General features: G+C 37.9%; 19 protein-coding genes and 1 tRNA gene. 11 read left to right on the top strand and 9 right to left on the bottom strand.

The annotated features are described in order from the left end of the window. Nucleotides 1-16: 16 nt before the first annotated feature. Nucleotides 17-2278 (top strand): GH92 family glycosyl hydrolase, encoded by a 2262-nt coding sequence (locus CPT03_RS14630; RefSeq protein WP_099439541.1) that lies wholly within the window; start codon nucleotides 17-19, stop codon nucleotides 2276-2278. A gap of 4 nt (nucleotides 2279-2282) precedes the next feature. Further along, nucleotides 2283-3698, top strand: a complete 1416-nt coding sequence (locus CPT03_RS14625; protein ID WP_099441133.1) for a glycoside hydrolase family 125 protein — start codon at nucleotides 2283-2285, stop codon at nucleotides 3696-3698. A gap of 81 nt (nucleotides 3699-3779) precedes the next feature. Here CPT03_RS14625 and CPT03_RS14620 read toward each other — a convergent pair whose 3' ends face one another. Beyond that, the gene (locus CPT03_RS14620; protein WP_245869854.1) at nucleotides 3780-4970 is read right to left on the bottom strand and encodes an ROK family protein; all 1191 of its coding nucleotides are present in this window, start codon (nucleotides 4968-4970) and stop codon (nucleotides 3780-3782) included. A 314-nt stretch (nucleotides 4971-5284) separates the two neighbouring features. On the opposite strand from CPT03_RS14620, the gene CPT03_RS14615 reads away from it, so the two are divergent. Then, the gene (locus tag CPT03_RS14615) at nucleotides 5285-7039 is read left to right on the top strand and encodes an ATP-binding protein (protein WP_099439540.1); all 1755 of its coding nucleotides are present in this window, start codon (nucleotides 5285-5287) and stop codon (nucleotides 7037-7039) included. 4 nt (nucleotides 7040-7043) lie between these two features. Here CPT03_RS14615 and CPT03_RS14610 read toward each other — a convergent pair whose 3' ends face one another. Genes CPT03_RS14610 through CPT03_RS14600 form a run of 3 tightly spaced genes read right to left on the bottom strand, consistent with a single transcriptional unit; the run spans nucleotide 7044 to nucleotide 9627 of the window. After that, nucleotides 7044-8141 (bottom strand): serine hydrolase domain-containing protein, encoded by a 1098-nt coding sequence (locus CPT03_RS14610; protein ID WP_099439539.1) that lies wholly within the window; start codon nucleotides 8139-8141, stop codon nucleotides 7044-7046. Further along, a complete protein-coding gene (locus tag CPT03_RS14605) occupies nucleotides 8141-8881 on the bottom strand; it encodes a head GIN domain-containing protein (RefSeq protein WP_245869853.1) in 741 nt (246 codons plus the stop codon). Before CPT03_RS14605 ends, CPT03_RS14610 begins: the two co-directional genes overlap by 1 nt. Before the next feature lie 38 nt (nucleotides 8882-8919). Then, the gene (locus CPT03_RS14600) at nucleotides 8920-9627 is read right to left on the bottom strand and encodes a DUF2490 domain-containing protein (protein ID WP_099439538.1); all 708 of its coding nucleotides are present in this window, start codon (nucleotides 9625-9627) and stop codon (nucleotides 8920-8922) included. Nucleotides 9628-9838: 211 nt separating this feature from the next. Here CPT03_RS14600 and CPT03_RS14595 point away from each other — a divergent pair. From CPT03_RS14595 to CPT03_RS14575, 5 genes are all read left to right on the top strand, one after another. Next, nucleotides 9839-9912: transfer RNA gene (locus CPT03_RS14595), tRNA-Ala, on the top strand. A 217-nt stretch (nucleotides 9913-10129) separates the two neighbouring features. Then, nucleotides 10130-10435 carry a putative phage abortive infection protein gene (locus CPT03_RS23390; RefSeq protein ID WP_410522614.1) on the top strand — a complete coding sequence of 102 codons (306 nt, stop codon included), beginning with the start codon at nucleotides 10130-10132 and terminating at the stop codon, nucleotides 10433-10435. A 656-nt stretch (nucleotides 10436-11091) separates the two neighbouring features. Further along, entirely contained in the window at nucleotides 11092-11280 is a 189-nt protein-coding gene (locus CPT03_RS14585) for a hypothetical protein (protein WP_099439536.1), read from the top strand. Nucleotides 11281-11398: 118 nt separating this feature from the next. Continuing rightward, the gene (locus tag CPT03_RS14580) at nucleotides 11399-11908 is read left to right on the top strand and encodes a hypothetical protein (protein WP_099439535.1); all 510 of its coding nucleotides are present in this window, start codon (nucleotides 11399-11401) and stop codon (nucleotides 11906-11908) included. Nucleotides 11909-12337: 429 nt separating this feature from the next. After that, a complete protein-coding gene (locus CPT03_RS14575; RefSeq protein WP_099439534.1) occupies nucleotides 12338-13060 on the top strand; it encodes a hypothetical protein in 723 nt (240 codons plus the stop codon). Between the two features lie 986 nt (nucleotides 13061-14046). Here the strand turns inward: CPT03_RS14575 and blaOXA are convergent. Next, nucleotides 14047-14856: a class D beta-lactamase gene (blaOXA, locus tag CPT03_RS14570; protein WP_099439533.1), complete on the bottom strand. Its 810-nt coding sequence runs from the start codon at nucleotides 14854-14856 to the stop codon at nucleotides 14047-14049. Between the two features lie 78 nt (nucleotides 14857-14934). Further along, a complete protein-coding gene (locus tag CPT03_RS14565) occupies nucleotides 14935-15165 on the bottom strand; it encodes a hypothetical protein (protein WP_099439532.1) in 231 nt (76 codons plus the stop codon). Nucleotides 15166-15269: 104 nt separating this feature from the next. Here CPT03_RS14565 and CPT03_RS14560 point away from each other — a divergent pair, with 104 nt between their 5' ends. Beyond that, the gene (locus tag CPT03_RS14560; protein WP_099439531.1) at nucleotides 15270-15464 is read left to right on the top strand and encodes a hypothetical protein; all 195 of its coding nucleotides are present in this window, start codon (nucleotides 15270-15272) and stop codon (nucleotides 15462-15464) included. A gap of 318 nt (nucleotides 15465-15782) precedes the next feature. After that, nucleotides 15783-15998 carry a hypothetical protein gene (locus CPT03_RS14555; RefSeq protein WP_157766460.1) on the top strand — a complete coding sequence of 72 codons (216 nt, stop codon included), beginning with the start codon at nucleotides 15783-15785 and terminating at the stop codon, nucleotides 15996-15998. A gap of 518 nt (nucleotides 15999-16516) precedes the next feature. On the opposite strand, the gene CPT03_RS14550 is transcribed toward CPT03_RS14555, so the two are convergent. From CPT03_RS14550 to CPT03_RS14540, 3 genes are all read right to left on the bottom strand, one after another. Beyond that, the gene (locus CPT03_RS14550) at nucleotides 16517-17386 is read right to left on the bottom strand and encodes an ABC transporter permease subunit (RefSeq protein ID WP_245869851.1); all 870 of its coding nucleotides are present in this window, start codon (nucleotides 17384-17386) and stop codon (nucleotides 16517-16519) included. A gap of 131 nt (nucleotides 17387-17517) precedes the next feature. Then, complete coding sequence (locus CPT03_RS14545) at nucleotides 17518-18465, bottom strand: ABC transporter ATP-binding protein (protein ID WP_099439528.1); 948 nt, start codon at nucleotides 18463-18465, stop codon at nucleotides 17518-17520. Nucleotides 18466-18470: 5 nt separating this feature from the next. Then, nucleotides 18471-19328 carry an NEW3 domain-containing protein gene (locus tag CPT03_RS14540; RefSeq protein ID WP_099439527.1) on the bottom strand — a complete coding sequence of 286 codons (858 nt, stop codon included), beginning with the start codon at nucleotides 19326-19328 and terminating at the stop codon, nucleotides 18471-18473. 377 nt (nucleotides 19329-19705) lie between these two features. On the opposite strand from CPT03_RS14540, the gene CPT03_RS14535 reads away from it, so the two are divergent. After that, nucleotides 19706-20893 (top strand): ROK family protein, encoded by a 1188-nt coding sequence (locus CPT03_RS14535; protein WP_099439526.1) that lies wholly within the window; start codon nucleotides 19706-19708, stop codon nucleotides 20891-20893. The last annotated feature ends 1 nt before the right edge of the window (nucleotide 20894 follow it).

Here is a 20894-nt window from a genome sequence, read left to right as displayed (position 1 = left end):
GGATAACCACACACAAATGAAACTAAAAACTATTTTAATCGCATTTGTATTGCTCCTAAATGTTGCTTATGCGCAACAAACCGATCTGGTGCAATATGTAAATACCCTACAGGGTACCAATTCCAAGCATGAACTTACCAGAGGGAACACGTATCCTACAACAGCATTACCTTTTGGCATGCATACATGGACCCCACAAACAGGAAACAATGGAGATGGCTGGAAATACCAATATTTTAAGAAAACCATCCGTGGTTTTCAGCAAGCTCATCAGTGCAGTTCATGGACAAATGACTATTGTGTGTTTTCTTTAATGCCGGTTACAGGTAAACTAGCGGTAAATGAAAATGATCGCCAAACAGCTTTTGATCATAAGAATGAAATAGCAAAACCTAATTACTACAAGGTAAAACTTGATAATAACATTGTAACAGAAATAGCCCCTACAGAAAGAGGGGCACATCTGCGCTTTACCTTTCCAAAAAATGGTAAAAGCTATCTGGTATTGGATGGCTACACAGGCTTAAGTGAGGTAAAGATCTATCCTAAAGAAAAGAAGATCACAGGGTATGTTCATAACGGCCGGATAAGAGAGGACCTTAACAGTTATTTCGAAATCATTTTTGATAAGCCATTTGTAAACTATGGTACCTGGGATAATACCAATAACACAATATCAGAGGGTGCTTTAACAGCTCAAGGTAAGGGGAAAGGTGCTTATATCGAGTTTAAACAAGGTGAAATAGTGCAGGCGAAAACAGCATCATCCTACATCAGTGCAGACCAGGCAAGCCTAACTTTAAAAAATGAATTGGGTAAGTTTAAAACCCTTGATCAAACAAAAGCAGCTGCTGCAAAAATATGGAATGATCATCTTGGTAAAATTCTGGTAGAAGGTGGGGCTGAAGAAGATAAAGCTACATTCTATTCATGCTATTTCAGAGCAAGCTTGTTCTCAAGACAATTCTTTGAATATGACAAAGATGGTAAACCGTATTATTTTAGTCCATATGATGGTAAAATACACCAGGGATACATGTTTACCGATACAGGTTTCTGGGATACTTTCCGTGCACAGTTTCCATTAAATACCATTATGCAACCCACAATGCATGGCCGCTATATGCAGGCAATGCTGGATGCCCAGGAGCAATGTGGGTGGCTTCCGTCTTGGTCATTCCCCGGAGAGGGTGGAAGTATGATTGGTAATCATGCCATTTCTTTATTCGCCGATGCCTGGGCAAAAGGAATCAGAACATTTAATCCGGAGCAGGCATTAAAAGCATATCTTCATGAGGCAACAAATAAAGGCCCGTGGGGGCCAGCTAATGGCCGTCATGGTTGGAAAGAATACTATGAGCTAGGTTATGTTCCTTATCCGGAATATAGAGAGGCAACTGCAAAAACATTAGAATATGCGTATGATGATTTTTGTGGATATAACCTGGCAAAAATGACCAGTAACGATTTCTATGCTGATGTATTTAGCAGGCAAATGTATAATTATAAAAATGTTTATGATCCGGCAACCCGTTTTATGCGCGGTAAACAAAAGGATGGTAAATGGGTCCCTGATTTTGACCCTATTGAATGGGGAGGGCCTTTTACAGAAGGTAATGCATGGCATTATCAGTGGTCGGTATTTCAAGACGTTCAAGGGTTAATTAACCTTATGAAAGGGGAGAAGAACTTTACTGCCAAATTGGATTCGGTATTTACCGAACCAAACAAAGTTAAGGTGGGAACTTATGGTGGCTTGATTCACGAAATGACTGAGATGGTGATGGCCAACCTTGGTCAGTATGCACATGGCAATCAGCCAATACAGCATATGATTTATCTATACAATTATGCTGGAGAACCATGGAAAGCTCAATTCCATGCACGTGATGTAATGTATAAACTTTATAACGCTACCGAAGACGGATATCCTGGTGATGAAGATCAGGGGCAAACCTCTTCCTGGTATGTACTAAGTGCTATGGGTTTTTATAGCGTTTGTCCGGGTACAGATCAATATGTTATTGGCAGTCCTATGTTTAAAAAGATTACGATCACTCTTGAAAATGGTAAGAAATTTATAATAGAAGGAAACAACAATAACAAAGAAAACTTTTACATTAGTGTAGCAACACTGAATGGGAAAGCGTACACCAAAAACTATATCACACATAGTGACATTACCAATGGAGGTGTATTGAAATTTGAAATGACTAATAAACCTAATTTGCAAAGAGGCCTTTCTGCTGATGATAAGCCTTTTTCTTTATCAAAATAAAACAATGAAACGAAGAATCTTTTTACAAAACACAGGGCTACTGGCAGCCGGCCTTATGGTAGACAAAGTATCATTTGCTGCGGCACCTGATTTTCCTGTTGTCAGAGTACCTGAATCAAAAAGACACTTTCAAAGTAAAGCTGTAGAAAGTGCAATAGCCGAATTCAAAAAGAATGTTAAAAACAAGGAATTAGGATGGCTGTTTGAAAACTGTTTCCCTAATACCCTAGATACTACTGTAACTTATACAGAACAAAATGGCAAGCCAGATACTTATGTGATCACAGGTGATATTGATGCGATGTGGCTGCGAGACAGTACTGCACAGGTAACACCATATTTATCTCTTGTAAAGGATGATAGAAAACTGCACGACATGATTGCAGGTGTAATTAATCATCAGATAAAGTGTATCCATAAGGATCCGTATGCCAACGCATTTTATGGTGATGAAACTAAAGAGGGAGAGTGGAAAACCGATATTACAGACATGAAGCCTGGTATTCATGAGCGTAAGTGGGAAATCGATTCCTTATGTTATCCAATCCGGTTAAGTTATCAGTATTGGACCTTAACAAAAGATACTGCTCCATTTGATACTACCTGGAGAGATGCAATTGCCTTAATTGTTAAAACTTTTAAGGAGCAGCAAAGAAAGAATGGTCAGGGACCATATCATTTTCAGCGTAAAACATCATGGGCTACTGATGGTGTGCCGCTAAGTGGATACGGATACCCTGTAAAACCGGTTGGGTTAATCTGTTCTTCTTTCCGCCCAAGTGACGATGCAACGATTTATAATTTTCTGATACCATCAAACTTCTTTGCGGTGATCAGTTTAAAACAAGCGGCGCAAATTTTAAAGGCTGTAAACAAGGATACTGCTCTGGCAAATGAATGCTTGGCTTTGGCAACCGAAGTTGAAAATGCCTTACAGAAATATGCTGTTGTAACACATCCTCAGTTTGGTAAAGTCTATGCATTTGAGGTAAACGGCTACGGCAGTTTTAATATTATGGACGATGCTAACGTACCAAGTTTACTGGCCCTTCCTTATTTAGGGGCAGTAAAGCATAATGATCCGGTATATATTAATACACGTAAACTAATTCTATCATTGGAAAATCCTTTCTATTTTGAAGGCAAGGCCGGAAAAGGGATTGGCAGTCCACATACAGGATTAGATAAGATCTGGCCAATTAGTGTGGTAATGCGAGGATTAACAAGTAATAATGATGCAGAGATTAAACAATGTTTGCAAACATTACAAAATTGTCATGGGGGTACAGGATTTATGCACGAATCCTTTAATAAAAATGATGCTAAGGACTTTACCAGATCCTGGTTTGCGTGGTCAAACACAATTTTTGGGGAATTACTTTGGAAAATTTACAAAGAAAAACCACACCTTTTGGTATAGGAACTAAAATAGTTAAATATAAAAGGCACCCTATTGATTTAATAGGGTGCCTTTTATATTTAAAGCAATGCAATATTCAGATTAAGCAAAATCGCAATTTTCAACAACCAATGTTGCCGCACCTAAAAGTTCTGATTCAGAGGCAAGGCCCGAGACTTTAATTTCTGTATGTTCCGCCAATCTGGGGATACAAAATTCGTTGATTGCCTGTTGTATTGGTGCCATTAAAAATTTACCTGCTGCAGCTCCTCTTCCGCCTAAAACTATAAGCTCCGGATTCATAATATGTATTAATGTGGCAATTCCTTTTCCTATTAAAAATGCGGCATCAGACAAGATTGAGATGGCTAAAGGATCTCCAGCCCTTGCCGCGTCCAGAAAATGATCTCCGTGTAATCTCGATTCATCTTTAAATAAATTCTCCATGCTTGAGCTTACCCCTTCTGCCATTTCAGATTTGGCCCTTTCAACCAGAACTAATAATGAGGTATCTACTTCCAAACATCCTCTTTTACCGCATGAGCATAATTTGTTACTTTGAGCTAAAGGGATATGACTAAATTCACCAGCATACCCATTATGCCCTTTAAATAAGCTGCCGTTAATGATCATTCCAAGGCCAATTCCCCAGCCAATATTTATAACCATAATATCATTAAAACCTCTTCCAATCCCAAATTTCAGTTCTGCGAAAGCAATTAAGCTGGAGTCATTTTCAATAAATACAGGTAAACCAATAGATTTCTTTAAATAGTCTCTTAAGCCTTTTTCTTCCGGAGATTTAAGAAAGGTATAATTAACCCCTTGTTCTGCATTCACAAAACCCGGCATCCCTATACCAATACCCAGGAACTGATCAGATGAAATTCCTGAAAGTTTTATATTGGATCTGATGAATTGAATTAATTTGGTCAAAGCATCAGCATCCTCCGCTAAACTAAGGGAGAGGGTATAAGTTATATTTTGAGGTCTGTTTAACAAATCATAAATAACCATTCGGGTTACTAACTGATCCATAGCCACAGCAATGATATACATTTGTTTTTGGGGGTTCAATGAAAAAGTGAGGGGTCTTCGGCCGCCACTTGAAGGGGCAAGGCCGTGTTCAAGAACATAACCATCTTTTACCAAATCATTAACAGCATTGGTAATTAATGGTAAGCTTTTATTACTTAGAGAACTCAATTCAGTTAAAGTGAGCATTTTGCCATAGTAGAGCTGTTTGATCACTTCTTTTCTTAAGATGTGGTACTTTCTAATTGTTGCGGTCATGATGTATGTTTTCCATAGGCTGGTATAGCCAAGAATATGCCAGTTAAAATATTAATGTGCATAAGACTAAGGATAGCCGTTTAATTTACTATTGGGTTATTATTGTTCACAAGTGAACAAGCATTGTGCAATTTTGAACAGCTCAATCGTTCCGGCACTTTGCGTTGTCTAAAATAATGAAAATTATTATATTTACCCACCTCTTTAAATTTGCACATTAACAGGGTCAATTTATTATACAAATCCCCTTTGCAAGACAAATTTTTTGTATATCATTAAAACTGGTATCTTTGGAGTCTTATTAGCGCCTAATAGTGAACGATTTATCTGCATTTAATTGGTCTCTCAAACGAACCCTAGCTAACGTCTCTGATCCTATTGAAAGAGCCAAGGTAACTGTGTTTTTCATCGTTTTCCTGTTAAATTTTCCAAAAATTGGACTGTCAGTTACCGATCATTTAATCAGCCATAGCTATAATAAGCTTATCGACGATTCAGTTTCACTCCTAATTACACTGTTAGTACTTAAACTGTTGCTCTACAGGCCAGAAACTGTAAAAGCATTAATACATATTGCCTTAATAGCAATCACCATTTTTATTATAAGAGACTTACTTTTTCATACTGTAAGCATCCCCATCATGCAAGATATTTTTATGGCCATGACCTTTAGTTTCTACGGGCTGGGCAGACGATGGGGTATTGCTTATTGTTCAATTTTTACAATAGGAATGTGCTTTGCACTTACTCATCGTGGAAATGATATTATGGTTCTTAGTAGCCAATATGACAATCATACAATTTCAATATTCGTAATTGGGATCAACTTTGTTGCTATAGCAGCATCTCATTATTATTTTTATAGTGTTTTGTATGGAACTCTTAATGAGAAAAGGGTACTTAATGAGGAACTTCAGCTTACTGTTAAATCTAAAACAGATTTTCTCTCTACAATGTCTCACGAATTAAGGACTCCCTTGAATTCGGTGATAGGAATGTCAAATGTTTTATTAAGCGATAATCCCAATAAAGAGCAAAAGGAAAATCTTGATGTGCTTAAATTCTCAGCCGAGAGTTTGCTGTCGTTGATAAATAATATTTTAGATTTCAATAAAATAGATTCAGGAAAAATAGAACTGGAGTCTATTCCTTTTGATATCTCTACTTTGATAAAAAATGCTTGTGCAGGCTTTGGTGCCAAGGCGGGAGAAAAGAGGCTAAATTATCATGTTCAAATAGATAAGCAGATTGGAAAACAGCAAGTAATTGGCGACCCAACACGACTTGTCCAGATTATTTTTAACCTGGTTAGCAATGCCATTAAATTTACCCAAAAAGGAATGGTGGAAGTGCGCGCAATTATCAGGAGAAAAAACCAGGATGGTATTGTAATAAGGTTTTCAGTTAAAGATACAGGAATAGGTATCAGTCCGGAAAAGCAAAAAATTATATTTGAACCTTTTTTGCAGGCTTCAAAAAGTATTACGAGGAATTTTGGTGGTACAGGATTAGGCCTTTCCATTGTAAAACACTTGTTAGAGCAGATGGGAAGTAAAATAGTTATAGATAGTGAGGTAGGTAAGGGAACAAGATTTTATTTTGATATTAAATATGCAACCGCTGAACTTGAGGTTCATTTAGCAGATACAACAGAGGAGAAAGAAGTGGATATTGATCAGCTAAAAATCCTTCTGGCCGAAGACAATGCAATGAATATATTGTTCATGAAAAAACTCTTATCGACCTGGAATACCCAGGTTGAAATTGCCGAAAATGGAGAAGAGGCTGTAAGATTGGCTACTGAAAATGATTTTAATGTAATATTAATGGATTTGAACATGCCAGTAATGGATGGATATGCTGCAACTAAGATGATCAGAAAAATTGCCGATCCAAACAAGTCAAATGTTCATATTATCGCGCTTACGGCTTCGGCATCTGATGAGGTAAGGGAAAAAATAGAGGAGTGTAAAATGGACGATTATCTGAGTAAGCCCTTTCAACCAGATGAATTAAGAGGGAAATTACAGATTGTTCAGGAGCGCATTACAAAGTTCGATACTTTTTAATTTATTACATTTTACTTTCCACAGTTTTTATCATCTTTTCGAGAAGCTTAAATATTCCTGTAAGGGTGCTCTCTGTAGCAGAATTGGCCATAATAATATAAGCAACATTTTTATCCTTGTTAATTAAGGTATAACAGTAAAAAGTACCTGCAGAACCAGCATGTTCAGATGAATGCTTATCTGGCATATTTACATTAAGCCATCCTATTGAATAATCTTTTAATCCATAATGCAGGTAATTATAAGTTTCAGCTTTTAAGAAATTGCTTTTACCTCTTAACCCCGATAGGTTTAGCTGAACAAATTTAATGTAATCTTTTAATGGCATACTTATGTCGCCGGCAGGTTCAATCAAATTTAAATTGTAATCTGTATGAGAAGATAGAGGCGTTAATTTGTTATTTTCAATCCAATGTCCCCAGGGCTGATTTATGTCCGTTCTGTTTGGCCAACCTAGCTTATATCGTAAATGAAGTTTTTTTGAAAGTACCTCATCAAGTAGTCTTTCCCATGTTTTTCCACTGGCTTTTTCAAGCATAGCTGCGGCAACACTGTATCCGGCATTCGAGTAATTATAGGTTTCATTGTTTTTTTCAAGTGCATCATTGCTGATCAGATATTTTACAAACAACTTGCGTTGCTCGTCCTTAGTGCCGGCAAATTTAGGTAAGGATTGAAACTCAGCACCACTGGTATAGGGCTTAACATGTGCTCTGTGCGACAAAAGATCGAGAAGTGTAATTTCATAAAAAGCAGGGTTGGCGTCTTTTTTCCATTCCGGAAATAAGGCGAAAAACTTTGTGTTCCAGGTAATCTTTTTGCTCTCAACCAGGTAACCTGCGATAAAACCGGTTATTGCCTTTGTGTTAGAGCCCAGATGAAAGTAATCATCAGCCTTGGCTTTTGTTTGATCATTTTGAACGTTGGATTGCCTAAAGCCAATTACATTTTTTATCAATACGCTATCGGCAGTAAGGGCAGCATAACTTAATTCAGGTATTTCATTTTTAACCCTTATACTATCTGCAAAATGAGTCAACTCCTGACCCTTTACAGAAGAGAACAGAAACGCGAGAATAAAGATCCCTAATATTTGCTTCATTATAATTCACTTACACCACCTGAGCCTATCACGGTTTTTTCGATAGTAGGATTTCCAGTGTAATAAACTTTACCAGATCCACTTATAAATGCTTTAATCGTACCGTCAGTTTTGATACTTACAGTGCCAGATCCACTAATTCTTGTTGATAATCTGTTGGTTGTTAGCGCTTTTCCATTTAAATTTCCTGATCCGCTAATCGTAACCTGAACAACGTCTGTCTTACCACTTATGTTTAGATCACCAGAACCACTGATAACTCCGGTTAATTTGTCTGCAGTAATATTTGCTTTTATACTTCCAGAACCACTAAGAGTAGTTGTAAATTCGCCACTGGTTAATGCACCAGATACTATTATGCTCCCATTGCCACTCATTGTTAGGCTGGTAATGTCTTTTGCCGTTACGTATGCAGTAATGGTTTTACCTTCATACTTTTTTGCCCAGCTTGTCCAGCTTGTTTTTGGGCGAATTACTAGTATGTTGCCCTTAACTTCACTTACTAAAGTAGAAATAGCCTCTGCATCACCCTCAAACTTTAAGCTTTCAGTATTACCCATTTTAATAACAACATTAATTGGGCCTCCCGCAGCAACACCGGTGAAGTTTTTTACATTTCTGTCATCAGAAGATGGGGTATAGATTTTAGCAAATGAGGCTGTGGCACCAACAGCATTTTTAGAAATTGCATTAAAGCCTACCATACATAACATGGAGGCAAACAAAAATGTCTTTTTCATTTTTTAAATTTTATATGCTTAAATAAACGAATTAATATTTAAAAGCGTGTGTATAAAGCAAGCTGAATTGCATGGTTCATAGTAGAGTTATTTAAACCTTTAGAAGTTTGGTTTAGATAACCAGCCTCAATATCTAGTTTTTTACTTAATCTATATCCCACAGCGCCATAAGCCCTATTTTGGTCAAATACATGGCCATTTAGATCGTCTTTATTCTGCAGGTTTAAAAATACCTCATTTTGTAATGCCACAAACGGGCCTTTATCAAAGTTCTCTTGCCCTTTTTTTAACGGAAGAATAAATCTTAAGAAATATCTGAAACGTTGAGAGAACAGATCATTTTTTCCATATCTTTCAATAAATCGTTGTTCTGTTCTAAATCTGTGGCTGGTAAGTATTGTGCTGATTTTGTGTTTGTAGATGTATTGCTGCCATATCCTGTGTTCAGTTAATCTATTGTCACTAACACCCGTTAACTGGGTAAAGGTTTCATTTAATAAGTAGCCTAATGTTACTTCATTTTTGTTGTTAATGTAGTAGGTAACTCCAGGCCTGAACATGAAATTCCTTAGCTGTTCCCAGTTGTTGGCACTTCTCAGCTGAACATCCAGATGTGCACCCCACTTATCATTGAACTTGGTTGTATTCATTAAAAATAACCAGCCACTGTTTTGTTGTATGGTCTGGGCTATGCCTGTAGAGCAAAAGAAACATAACGTAGTTAGCAAGAATAAGGATAGACGCATAAAATTAGTGTTCAAATTGTGTGTGTCGCTAAAATATGAACAATATTTTAAAGATCAGTGCTTTTGCCCTGGTAATAATAGAATCCCTAAAGAATATCAACCTGGCTGCGGACAATTGAATTTATCTTTATTTCAATATTTAATTTGTAGGGTTTCTAAATTTAATTACTTTTGCCCCACTCGGGTGATTTTGTAATTACCGTTAGCCAAGGGGGGATTAGCTCAGCTGGCTAGAGCGCTTGCCTGGCAGGCAAGAGGTCAGCGGTTCGACTCCGCTATTCTCCACCCATTAAAAGCCTTTCAGTTAATTCTGAGAGGCATTTTTGTTGTTCTCGGCTTCTAGTTAGATGACTTTTCTGAAGGCCTCACTCAAGGTTCCATCATAAACCAGGAAACTGCCGCTGTAGAAACGGGCCCACCTATTCCGTTTGCAACCTTCGATGAATTAAAGCAAGAGCTAAATACAACGTATCGAACAAGATATGCAGAGTTTGAAAACACATTGAATCACTACTTCCGACAGTTGTATCATATATTCAAATATGTACACCTATCACCTTTGATAACTGATGACAGAAGAAGCTTTTATACAAGTTTGATAAGAGCTCAACTCTCGCAGAATGAACTATATGCAATAGTTTATAACTCATTGATTCCGGGTTATGGTAGTCCAAAGTTTCTGTTCCTGATCAAGCAATATGATGTCGTTAAGAACTTCAATCCAGGCAACATCCCTGATCCAATAATATGGAGGTTCTTCAATGCTGAAAAGGAAAGCGTTTCCGATCCCTTCTTGGCTGGCCATTAGGTAGCGCCTGTTATCTCCTTTCCAATCCATCCCCCTTCACAAAAAGGGGTGCTTAAGCCGTGAATGGGTAGGATTGGTCATCTATTTATAAGGTATACATTCTGTAGTGACTATCTACTAACTGCACTGCGAGCATTCGTGCTATCAGTAAGTCTGTGGGTTTTGAACAAAGCAAGACACAGGAAGAGCGGTATTCGCAGCAGACTAAGCTTGGCCATAAAATAACGCCAGATGACGTTCGCTTGATAAGCTTTTACAAGCACATCTTCACTTCACTTGCCCCAACACACACAGCTAGGATGCTTCGCAATCCTGGCTTAATCTGCCCATATGCAATCTGTCATCATTTTTGGCTATCAGCAAGCGACGCAGCTCATGAACCACTCCTTATATCTTTGATAGCAACTCCTAAAGTTTCGTCACTAACAAATCTATTCGCGGTTCTCAGTGAGGCTCACCTGCGGGTCGTTCAGTCTGCGCAACTGTCACACCATTTGATCATCCTAAGCACATCCCTACTTTCAAATGCTTTGCCAGTTCCTAGTGTCAAGACATAGTCAACTGCCACGCTTAGCGCTCTTCCAGTTGACACCTTCACTCCATTCGCAGTTACGGTGAGCATATATTGAGTTTTTCAACTATATTAGTTATAATATATGAATGGATTAATTAATGCACTAAAGGCGATAGTCGCTTTAATTCTTATTGGGACAGGATGGTATTCCTTAGGTTATGGCTTTACTTCAACCAATGGAGATGGCAATTTCTTTTTTATCGGTGGGTTTATACTTGGAGGGTTAGGGGTTACTATTCTCATTCATCTAATAGCTTATGCGAAGTACTGAAGTTGTATATTAGCTACTCCACAAAGGTAAGCTTATCGTCTCAACATTGAGGACGGTGATACTTGCTCGTTTTTATATTAAATCTTATAACGGTATCTTTATTAGCAGTCAACAGAAAATGACTACAGAACCTTATAATGAACCGATGAAGTTACTATTGTTCACAGTATACATTGTTCTTGGCTGCAATCAATCATTCTGCCAAAGTATTTTAACTAACAAATACGCCGAAGTTGATATTGATTCGCTCTTGAAGACTTCGGTGGTTCTTCCGAATGCAGGATATTCTATAACAAATATTGAGTTCACAGCGAGATATGGCATGGAGGCCCGAGAGATTTTAGGCCCGTATAGGGATCGATTTTTACAGTTTCAAGACCAACATCCTGAGTTGGGGTGGGAGTATACTGATGCATGTGCTGCATTTAAATTTAGAGATACCGCTATCTTTATGCCTCTCGCGGGTGGCCATGATGGCAGGTTGCTTAGATTAGTGGATTCATGGGGGGATAAATATGGACCGAAAGTAAAAGTCCGAGCCCAGATGTTAATAGGTAAATATCTAAGGTACGGTGTGAAGCGCGATTTTCTGATTAAAGATGTAATAGTAATTGAAGATAAAAAATAACTGATAGATGCATTATAAGGTGGGTAAGCTGTTGTTCCTGTCTGTTTAAAAGGTAAATCTTTCGAGTAGCAAGGTGTGTTTTAACCTTGTAAGACATAAAGGTTGGACTAGCAACAACAAACTCCCCGAACCACATCCACCCAATTGCAACCCCCTCAGCAAATAGCTATATCAACATTTTCCCGCCTTACTTTCATCCATATCAATAAGTACTGGTCAAGAACCGAAGCAAAACGCATTTTGGTTTAATTCATCTGCTCAAAGTGTAAAACCTACAGTTTATAAATAGGGGGTATAAACCCAGATTATAGAAAAAGTGTAGGTAGCTCAATATCCAAAATCTAGCCTTATCGCTTAATAAGAGAAACAGTAACAAAATGTGGATATGAAAGAATGAAACGTTACTTTAGGGTGTCAATTGTAAATTAAATGAAGAAGATAAACGCTGTATTACCTGAATGGATAGCCACACATGCATCGTTAGGTGATCACGTTGCCTTAGATAATGAGATTGAGTATGCACCAAATGAAATACTTTGGTACTATCTAACTTTGTTATGCCCTTTGATATTTGAGAGGTATGCTATAGTCTTTCACCCATTCTGGATTAAGACTGAAAAGTGTCTATCTCAGGATAGTCTTCAACAGAATGAGAAGCAGTTCGATTACAAAGCAATCACTTGGCCTAACTTTTTTAAGTTGTATGGAGAACATTTTGATTTACAGAGTGCAATCGAAGCGCAGGAACGTATCAGGTTACTGCTGTTGAAGGATCAACAGTGGCCATCGAATATTTCTTTTCCAGCTGATGGTGATTTGGAAAATACACAAGTACAGAGAATTAGAGATGTAATTCTTAATCTGTATGGCGATATAGAGGTAAACTATTATTATTGTCTTTTAAAGACCTCCGACTGGTTTGGTAATGAGATTATCTATCGCGGGAGATTGTCAGAACTTGAAGTGCTTTGGAATCGAGATGATATCCTAGATAATCCTACTGCGATTTACCCAGACACAAAAGAATGGTGCATTGTTACTAATTACGATGCAGAATTCACTTACATTGGTGGATCACAAGAGCTACTTGGGAAGTTAGCTTCCTTAGAAGGGTGTGATGTTTATCAGATTGAACCAAAATCAAGTAACTAGTAAAAGCACTGGCAGCATTTAATATCCATAATCTAAACCTTCGCGATATAAGTACAATTAGGTAAAAACTGTGGATATAGAGTTAGCAGGTGTATTAATCATTACACAAAGTTAAGGCTTGTCACCACAATACGCTTAAAGGAACTACGGCATAAACGCTCACATAGCACCACACAGTCCATTTATTCCGTTCCTCCTTTGCTTAATTGCGTTGAAAGCTTGGTTGAGTACCATAATTAATACTAAACATTTAAGCGGTCGATTTACTATATTGTAACAATTAACAGATTTATAAACCCCGTTAGGTACCGTGCACTTATTCGTGCACATTGAAATAAAGGCAGGAAAAGAGGCTTTGGAAGCTCAGCTGGGCGTTTAGCTCGCTTTGCTGGCAGGCAAGAGGTCAGCGGTTCGACTCCGCTATTCTCCACCGAATTAAAATAGCCTTCAAATCAACGTTTGAGGGCTATTTTTTTGGGTAAAAAGATAATATTTATCTTTTTTTAGGACGATTTTAGGACTGAGATTTTAGTGTTAAGCCATCTGATTGTTTAGATCAAGCCAAAAGTTATGGGTTTAGCTATTAATTATAAAATTGGGATAACCTATTAAGGAAAATGTGGAGTTCTTGTTGTGAAAATTATACTTCTCCTATTTCAACGCGGTAATAAGGTCCCATTTTAGAATGCGTGTCATTCTCAATCGTGAAGATGCCAGTCTCTCGATCAAAGCTGAACTTAATATAGCCAGTTTGGAACTCCACATAACATTCTTCTGCGTTAAGCCATTCTTCTTCTATAAGTGTCAACTTTGCAAATGGATGATTATGGAAAGTATTGATTTATGAAAGTAGATTTCAAATATCTGCTTGTATGATTATCCATCTCTGGAACTGAGGCATTACACTTTACATCATATTTTCAAATTCGTACAGTATTATAAAATAAATAGGGAGTAGTGATTGATGAATAATGTTACGAATGCACCTATTTCAAAATACCTATTTCATCAAGAATGCTGTTTGTAATTTCAGTACGGGCATTATTAAAATCTGGATTTTTCTCTGTCGATTGGATGCAATTTGAAAAATAAAAAATATTGTCTTTAGTAGTAACATAACCTACATACCACCCAATGTATTTACCATCTTGCTTGCCGGAACCAGTTTTTGCACGTACTACGTAATTTGATTTATTCTCAACGATCATAATATCTTTTAAAATATCCATCGATGATTTAGAAAATGGGAGTTTGCTACCCTGCAACTTTCTTAGAAACTCGATTTGTTGATTTGGTGATATCCTAAGGCCTCCAGATAACCAGAATGCATCAATACCTCCACTTATATCACAGTTTCCATAACGAGCCTTTTTTATCAAATTTCTCATTCGTGTTTCTCCGACTCTTCTCGCCAATTCCTGATAGAACCAAACAGTTGAATTTTTAAAAGCATCTCTCATATTCGTATCATGGTTCCAAACGGAATTTTGACGTTCTTTACCATCCCATTTGATCACTACATTTTCATCATTAATAACTTTGCTATCTAGTGAAATTAATGTATTGCAAATCTTGAATGTGGATGCAGGAGTAAACGCCTGAGAAGTTTGTTCCTTATTATAATAAGTGTACTCAGCCTCTTTCTGATTATAAATTACAAATGAACCCTGTACGTTAAATTTATCATAGTACTTTTTGAAATCGTTCCTTATTACATCCTTTGGCAGGATATTAAAGGAACTACTAGATATGAGAATTAATAAGAGTATTAAGATTGATAGCCGCTTTTTTTGCATAAGTGGGATAGGATGGGAAAATAGATGATTAATAGAATCTAAGGTAAAACAATTATTAATTATTACTTTTTGCAGCTCCTATTTCGGAATTGCTCTCATTGATACCAGTTCGTAAGTACTACTGTCGACGTCGAATTTATATTGGTAATTGGTTGGATTTGCACTTGATAAGTGTATGTCAAATTCAAATAGGTCGCCATCCTTTTTTAAAAACTCGGCATCACCAATCTTAAAATCGCTTTTATAGATAGGGTATTTTTTGCCTATTACAGCAGTCGTGCTCACAGTTATTTCGTTTTTATAATTCATAATTGTAAAGATAATGATTTCTTCATTAGACTTCAGATGACTTAAATTGAATGATTTTCAAACACTCAGCTAATTTTTAAACCGCTCTCCACAACAATTGGTCTATGATTAAGGAGATGATAAGTGATGGTGTTATTATCAAAGGTGAAAATACATTAAAGTTAAATTTAGCCATGAAAGATACTCTAGATAAGTTTGAAGCTTTTTTGGAAGAGAGTGGCGAATTTAAGCGGCTTGAGCTTAAACAACAATTTGAAAGCCATGGCGATTTTGAAGAAGACGCCTTACCAGGAGACTAAGATTTCAGAGGAAAATGTTTTACCTCTCTATTATGGTCTTCCTAATCAATATTCCCTTCTTCTTCGTTCCATTTCCTATACATTTAATTCCCTGTAGCGAAGGGATATTGTTCCACCAGAAATCATCAATATGAGGGTTTAATTGTACTGTAATCTTTGCAAAATTGGTCGTTCATTATTTTTGATTGTTCATGATTCATGAACAATAGTATTTTTTGAACAAGATATTACAGGCTTTGATAAGCCGCCATTTTTTAAGAACAAGTCCCGTTCTGTTCCCAGCATGGGAATACCTCAAAATTTCAACCTCAATCTTTGATGGAAATAATAATTGCCATGAGAGAAGGATCAAAACCTGGGAGAGAAGCCGCTGTATATAAGCTGACTTATATACAGCAGGTACCAAAGAAAAAAATGATTTCCCAGCGTAAGAAAATCCGGCAACTGCTCAGATCTATGCTGCCGATGGGGAAGGAAGAGCGTCAATATCAAGAAGAGCGGAGGCTATTTCATAAACAGTCAAAGGCTCAGTAAACAGAACATTATGAAGAAGACGATGAACAGGCTTTTTGAATGGAAGAAAGAGGTTATTTCGGTCTCGCCTGAGCCCAGCAAAGAAACAAAATGGTCGTGACAGTATTTAATTATAGGTTATTCCAACTCCTTTATCATTATCTTAAATATTAATCTATTGCAGATGAACTGATGAGTGGGAGCTTCAATAAAATTTATTCATGCCGACACAAAAGAAGAAGACAGCCCATTTTAATAGACTTTCTGAAAGTGGACAGGTAAAAAAGCCAATGAATATGACATTGTGGCGTTCTTATTATGCTGTTTGATAACTAATCCCAAATCCGTAAACTTTTTCGGGCCAAAATTGTCGCCGGTCTGTAGCAGGATCGGACCGGGATGCTGGCCAAATAATGTAACGGTGTTTATGAATTGCTCGGTTTCTTTTTCCGCATGCTTAGCCTGGGGATTATTCCATATGGCCAGGTTCCGCAAAAGAGGTGGCCAGGTCCAGTTCTTAACTCCAGCTGTCAGACATGCTAACCCCGGATCTCCCTGCGCATAAACAGATAGTAGGAAAGCGCAAAGCAAGCTGCGGTTGCTCCTATGAGACCACTTACCTGAGGCCACACGATCATTAAGCTTTCTCTGAATGGCAAAGGCGCAGGTATTGCCCCGGCCATTTGCTCCATGGTCATCGGACCAAGACTTCGAACGGATGGCATCAGCATGGTTGTGCTTGCCTCTGTATAAAGCTGGTTGGGTGCGATTCGCAACAGATCGAGGATAAACTCGTTGTAACGCAGGATTTGGTCCTGACTCAAAAAACTGGGATCAGGCAGAATGGACCTGATTGCAAGATTGACAATAATCTGGTAAAATACTGTAAAAAATAGCCATATACCTATAGCGGTAAGTGCTGAAGTAGCCGCTTGCCTGAACTTAATGGATAGTACGATAGACAAACTCAGCCAAAAGCCTACATAGATAACGCTGATCACCACGAAGCCTAGTATCCTTAACAGTTCCTGTGGCTCCATCCTTACCCCTGTCAGGATCAGACCTCCTCCTGTCATCAACAAAGTTAATACGAAGAATAAGGTGCCTACCATGATCATGGCACTTACAAACTTGGCCAGCAAGAGGTTGTCCCTATAAATGGGCTGTGCCATAATTCTTGTAAGCGTTCCGTTGTTCTGCTCTACATTGATGGCATCGAACCCCAGACTGATACCTAATAAGGGGCCAAGAAAACTCAGGAACACATGGAAGGGCGGCGTGGAATTATCAGTGGTAGTTAATAACTTAAGGTATAGAAAAGTGTGATCCGGATCATTGGTATTGCTTATGGCTGAGCGGATATTACCTAAGGACACGTACATTGAACTAATAAACGTTAGTATGATCAACCCGATCAGCACAATAAAGCGCCAGCTTCGGATATGATCTGCCATTTCCTTGTGAAGGACTACACCAAAGGGATTGGATTTCCGGATTCCTTTTGCGGTCTTATATATATTAATTTGACTGTTCATGGTTTTCAATTAATGTCTTCAAAATATTTTTGATAGATGTCATCCAGGCCATAGTCTTTTTGATGTACCCCAAGGATGTCGTATCCGTTTTCAACAAAAAAGCGGACCAGTGCCGGTGTAATGTTCTGTTTACATTCAAACACTATCGTTTCTTTATCTATTGTAATCTGTTTAATGGCTTCCCATTGCTCCAGTTCCTGTTGCAGCGACCAGGGCTGAGGAATAGCATGTGCTGACTTTATAGATACAACATGTCCCATGTGGCCAAACAAATCGGCCGATAAGGTTTCTATATTGCTCTGGGCCAATAATTTGCCTTTTACAAAGATCCCTACCCGATCGCATACTTGCTGAACGTGATGTAAATGATGTGAAGAAAGCAGAACGGTCAATTCCTGCTCTTTGCTTAAACGCTTTATAAGTGTCAGAAACTCTTGTACGCCGCCTGGATCAATTCCCAGGGTTGGTTCATCAAGAATGATCACATCTGGTTGCTTAATTAATACTTCGGCCAGGCCGAGGCGTTGTTTCATACCTCGGGAGAAAGTTGATGTTTTCTTGGTCATCACCGAAGAAAGCCCAACAATCTCCATCAGCTCTGATGTTCGTATTCTGATTTCATTTTCGGAGAGGCCATTTAACCTTGCGATGTACTTTAGGTTTTCCAGCGCTGTCATGTTATCATAAAAGCCTAAACTATCGGGCATGTAACCTACTTTTCTTTTTACAGCAATGGGGTTACTTGTTGCGTTATAGCCACAAACAAATGCAGTACCATTGGTTGGATCAGTAAGCCCCAGCATCATGAGTATAGTTGTGGTTTTACCTGCTCCGTTAGGCCCCAGTAGTCCAAAGATCTCTCCTTTACTGATATTGAGGCTCAGATCATCTACGGCTCTTTGAGGGCCATAACATTTGGTTAGGCCCTTCAGTTGTATTATAGGATCCTTCATTTCTTCTATCTTCTGCCATACTTGCGGATCAGATAATATACCAGTGAAATGGCTAAAAGGATAACCAAAATACCGATCCATCCAGAGAGTAATGAAGTTGTAACAACCATCCTGAAGGCTGCCTGGGCGTTGCTATTACTATTTGTTGCGGTAAAGGTAGCAGCATAGTCTCCTGCGATGGTCTTGTCCGGAACTTTAAGCTTTGCAGTTACATTTACACTTTTTCCCGGCTCCACTTGTTTAAGTTTGGCAGGTTCAAAGGAGGCTTCCCAATTGGTTGGCAATTGTGAGGTGAGTTCAACATCATTCAATGGCAGTGTACCCGAGTTCTTTACCTCCAGAAGGATTTCCTTATGACTGCCGGAGGTAAGCTCTTCGCTCAGCTTCCCGGTTGGTGTAGTTAAGGTTATTCCATAGGACCCTTTTACAACTGCCTCCAGATTTAGGGACAGGGTATCCTCATTTGCAACTGCCTTTACAGGTATTTTGTACTTGCCAGGTGTGGTGCTTGCTGTGGCATTGATCTCTATAGATACATCCCGGGATGTACCAGGGTCAATATTTAAAGAGGCCACCTGGTTACCATCTACCTTGTAACTGATCATCCAGCCGATCGGCAAACTCGTTTTGAACTCGTAAAGGGCCTGCTTTGCAGATCCATTACGTAAGGTCGTATTGTAACGAAATGTCTCGTTCGTTGCGGCTTCGATATTGATCAGCCTTGCCGTAAAAGCGGATTTGCCGTCGATAGTTGCAACCTGACCCTGGGCATGCAATCCCGGGTGTAATCCAAAAAGGAATAGAAAAAACAATAAAGATTTGCACCTTCCATGAAGGTGGGTAAGTGAGAAATTTACTAACATGATCTAAACACTAGAATTTATAATAATAGCCTAAAAAAATGTCGGTTCAATAGTTTGTCTGTGGGAGCAAATCAAAAAAACAAAATAAAATTTTCAAACTGATTTAACATTTTTTAACAAAAGATGATACCAGCTATATATAATAATGGCTATTTCCAGATGCGGGCCAGGTGTTTATGAACTTTCGAATGAAGAACTTCCAATCATCTTAAAGTGTATTTCACTTTTTAAATTTAAGTAAGTGTTTCCCTCTTGATTTAGCAATAAATCTTAGTTTTTGATTAATTATTTAGATATAAACGATCATGTAATTAAAATTTTTAAAAAGTTTGCATTTCTTTTATTTTATTTATACTTTTATGTAAACTAAACTAAAGATGTCGGCAATAATTAAAAAAGGGCAGCAATTAAGAGCTGACATTATCAAGCAGCTTTATTACAAAAAGAAGTCATCACTCATTGATTTAAGTAAACGCACTAAAAAAAGCTTGCCTTTAATAACATCTGCTGTAAATGCTTTAGTGGGAGAGGGATTAATTATCGAACAGGGATTGGCGCCATCAACAGGAGGTCGCCGACCCTTAATTTTTTTATTAAACCCCAATTATAAACGGTACATAATAGCTGTAGCTATGGATCAATTAACTACTCAGTTAACAATATATGATTTGTCGAATCATCAGGTTTTGCCGACCCAGGTGATTGACTTGGATATGACTATGAGTAAAAGTGCCGATACTTTGATCGCATTTATTGATGATTGTATAAAGAAGTCGGCAATTGATAAGGAATATTTTTTGGGTATTGGTATTGGGATGCCCGGTTTTATCAATGCAGAAAAAGGTATGAACTATTCCTTTATGCAGGTCGATAAAGATATAAGTCTACAAGCTTATCTCTCTAAAAAGATAGGTTTACCTGTTTATATAGATAACGATTCAAGTTTAATAGCCCTGGCTGAATTAAATTTTGGAGAAGCAAGAAATTTAAAAGATGTACTCGTGGTCAATATTGGCTGGGGTACAGGCTTAGGGATGATTATTAATGGTAAATTATACCGAGGCAGCAGCGGCTATGCTGGCGAATTTAGTCATATACCGCTTTCTAATTCAAATACATTGTGCTCTTGTGGTAAACGGGGGTGTCTTGAAGTTGAAACATCTCTTCTGATAATGGTACAAAAAGCAGAAGCAGCGGTAAAAAATGGGGAGGAAACTAGCTTAAGAACTCTTTTTAAAGATAAAAGTAAAAGCCATGCAGATCATTTCCTAAATGCAGTAATAAAACAAGATCCTCTGGCTATATCTATTTTAGCTGATGCCGCATTTCAGATTGGTAAAGGTTTGGCCACTTTAATCCATATTTTAAATCCTGAGCGAATTGTATTAAGTGGGCGAGGTGCCAAAGCAGGTAAAATGCTTCTTCCTGCAATTCAGCAAGCGCTTAATGAATTTTGTATACCCCGAATAGCTGAGCAAACAGAAATAATGTTCTCTACTTTAAGTAATGAGGCAGAGTTGTTAGCTGCGGCTAGTTTAATGATAGAAAATAGTCTGTTCGATTAAG

Source organism: Pedobacter ginsengisoli (assembly GCF_002736205.1).
Classification (GTDB): domain Bacteria; phylum Bacteroidota; class Bacteroidia; order Sphingobacteriales; family Sphingobacteriaceae; genus Pedobacter; species Pedobacter ginsengisoli_A.
This window is presented reverse-complemented; position numbering and strand designations above follow the sequence as displayed.

What these genes read in the sequence shown, in the direction of transcription:
- CPT03_RS14630 (WP_099439541.1), top strand. Translation starts at nt 17, where the DNA reads ATGAAACTAAAAACTATTTTAATCGCATTTGTATTGCTCCTAAATGTT.
- CPT03_RS14625 (WP_099441133.1), top strand. Translation starts at nt 2,283, where the DNA reads ATGAAACGAAGAATCTTTTTACAAAACACAGGGCTACTGGCAGCCGGC.
- CPT03_RS14620 (WP_245869854.1), bottom strand. Translation starts at nt 4,970, where the DNA reads ATGACCGCAACAATTAGAAAGTACCACATCTTAAGAAAAGAAGTGATC.
- CPT03_RS14610 (WP_099439539.1), bottom strand. Translation starts at nt 8,141, where the DNA reads ATGAAGCAAATATTAGGGATCTTTATTCTCGCGTTTCTGTTCTCTTCT.
- CPT03_RS14605 (WP_245869853.1), bottom strand. Translation starts at nt 8,881, where the DNA reads ATGAAAAAGACATTTTTGTTTGCCTCCATGTTATGTATGGTAGGCTTT.
- CPT03_RS14600 (WP_099439538.1), bottom strand. Translation starts at nt 9,627, where the DNA reads ATGCGTCTATCCTTATTCTTGCTAACTACGTTATGTTTCTTTTGCTCT.
- CPT03_RS14585 (WP_099439536.1), top strand. Translation starts at nt 11,092, where the DNA reads ATGAATGGATTAATTAATGCACTAAAGGCGATAGTCGCTTTAATTCTT.
- CPT03_RS14580 (WP_099439535.1), top strand. Translation starts at nt 11,399, where the DNA reads ATGACTACAGAACCTTATAATGAACCGATGAAGTTACTATTGTTCACA.
- CPT03_RS14575 (WP_099439534.1), top strand. Translation starts at nt 12,338, where the DNA reads ATGAAGAAGATAAACGCTGTATTACCTGAATGGATAGCCACACATGCA.
- blaOXA (WP_099439533.1), bottom strand. Translation starts at nt 14,856, where the DNA reads ATGCAAAAAAAGCGGCTATCAATCTTAATACTCTTATTAATTCTCATA.
- CPT03_RS14565 (WP_099439532.1), bottom strand. Translation starts at nt 15,165, where the DNA reads ATGAATTATAAAAACGAAATAACTGTGAGCACGACTGCTGTAATAGGC.
- CPT03_RS14560 (WP_099439531.1), top strand. Translation starts at nt 15,270, where the DNA reads ATGATTAAGGAGATGATAAGTGATGGTGTTATTATCAAAGGTGAAAAT.
- CPT03_RS14555 (WP_157766460.1), top strand. Translation starts at nt 15,783, where the DNA reads ATGGAAATAATAATTGCCATGAGAGAAGGATCAAAACCTGGGAGAGAA.
- CPT03_RS14545 (WP_099439528.1), bottom strand. Translation starts at nt 18,465, where the DNA reads ATGAAGGATCCTATAATACAACTGAAGGGCCTAACCAAATGTTATGGC.
- CPT03_RS14540 (WP_099439527.1), bottom strand. Translation starts at nt 19,328, where the DNA reads ATGTTAGTAAATTTCTCACTTACCCACCTTCATGGAAGGTGCAAATCT.
- CPT03_RS14535 (WP_099439526.1), top strand. Translation starts at nt 19,706, where the DNA reads ATGTCGGCAATAATTAAAAAAGGGCAGCAATTAAGAGCTGACATTATC.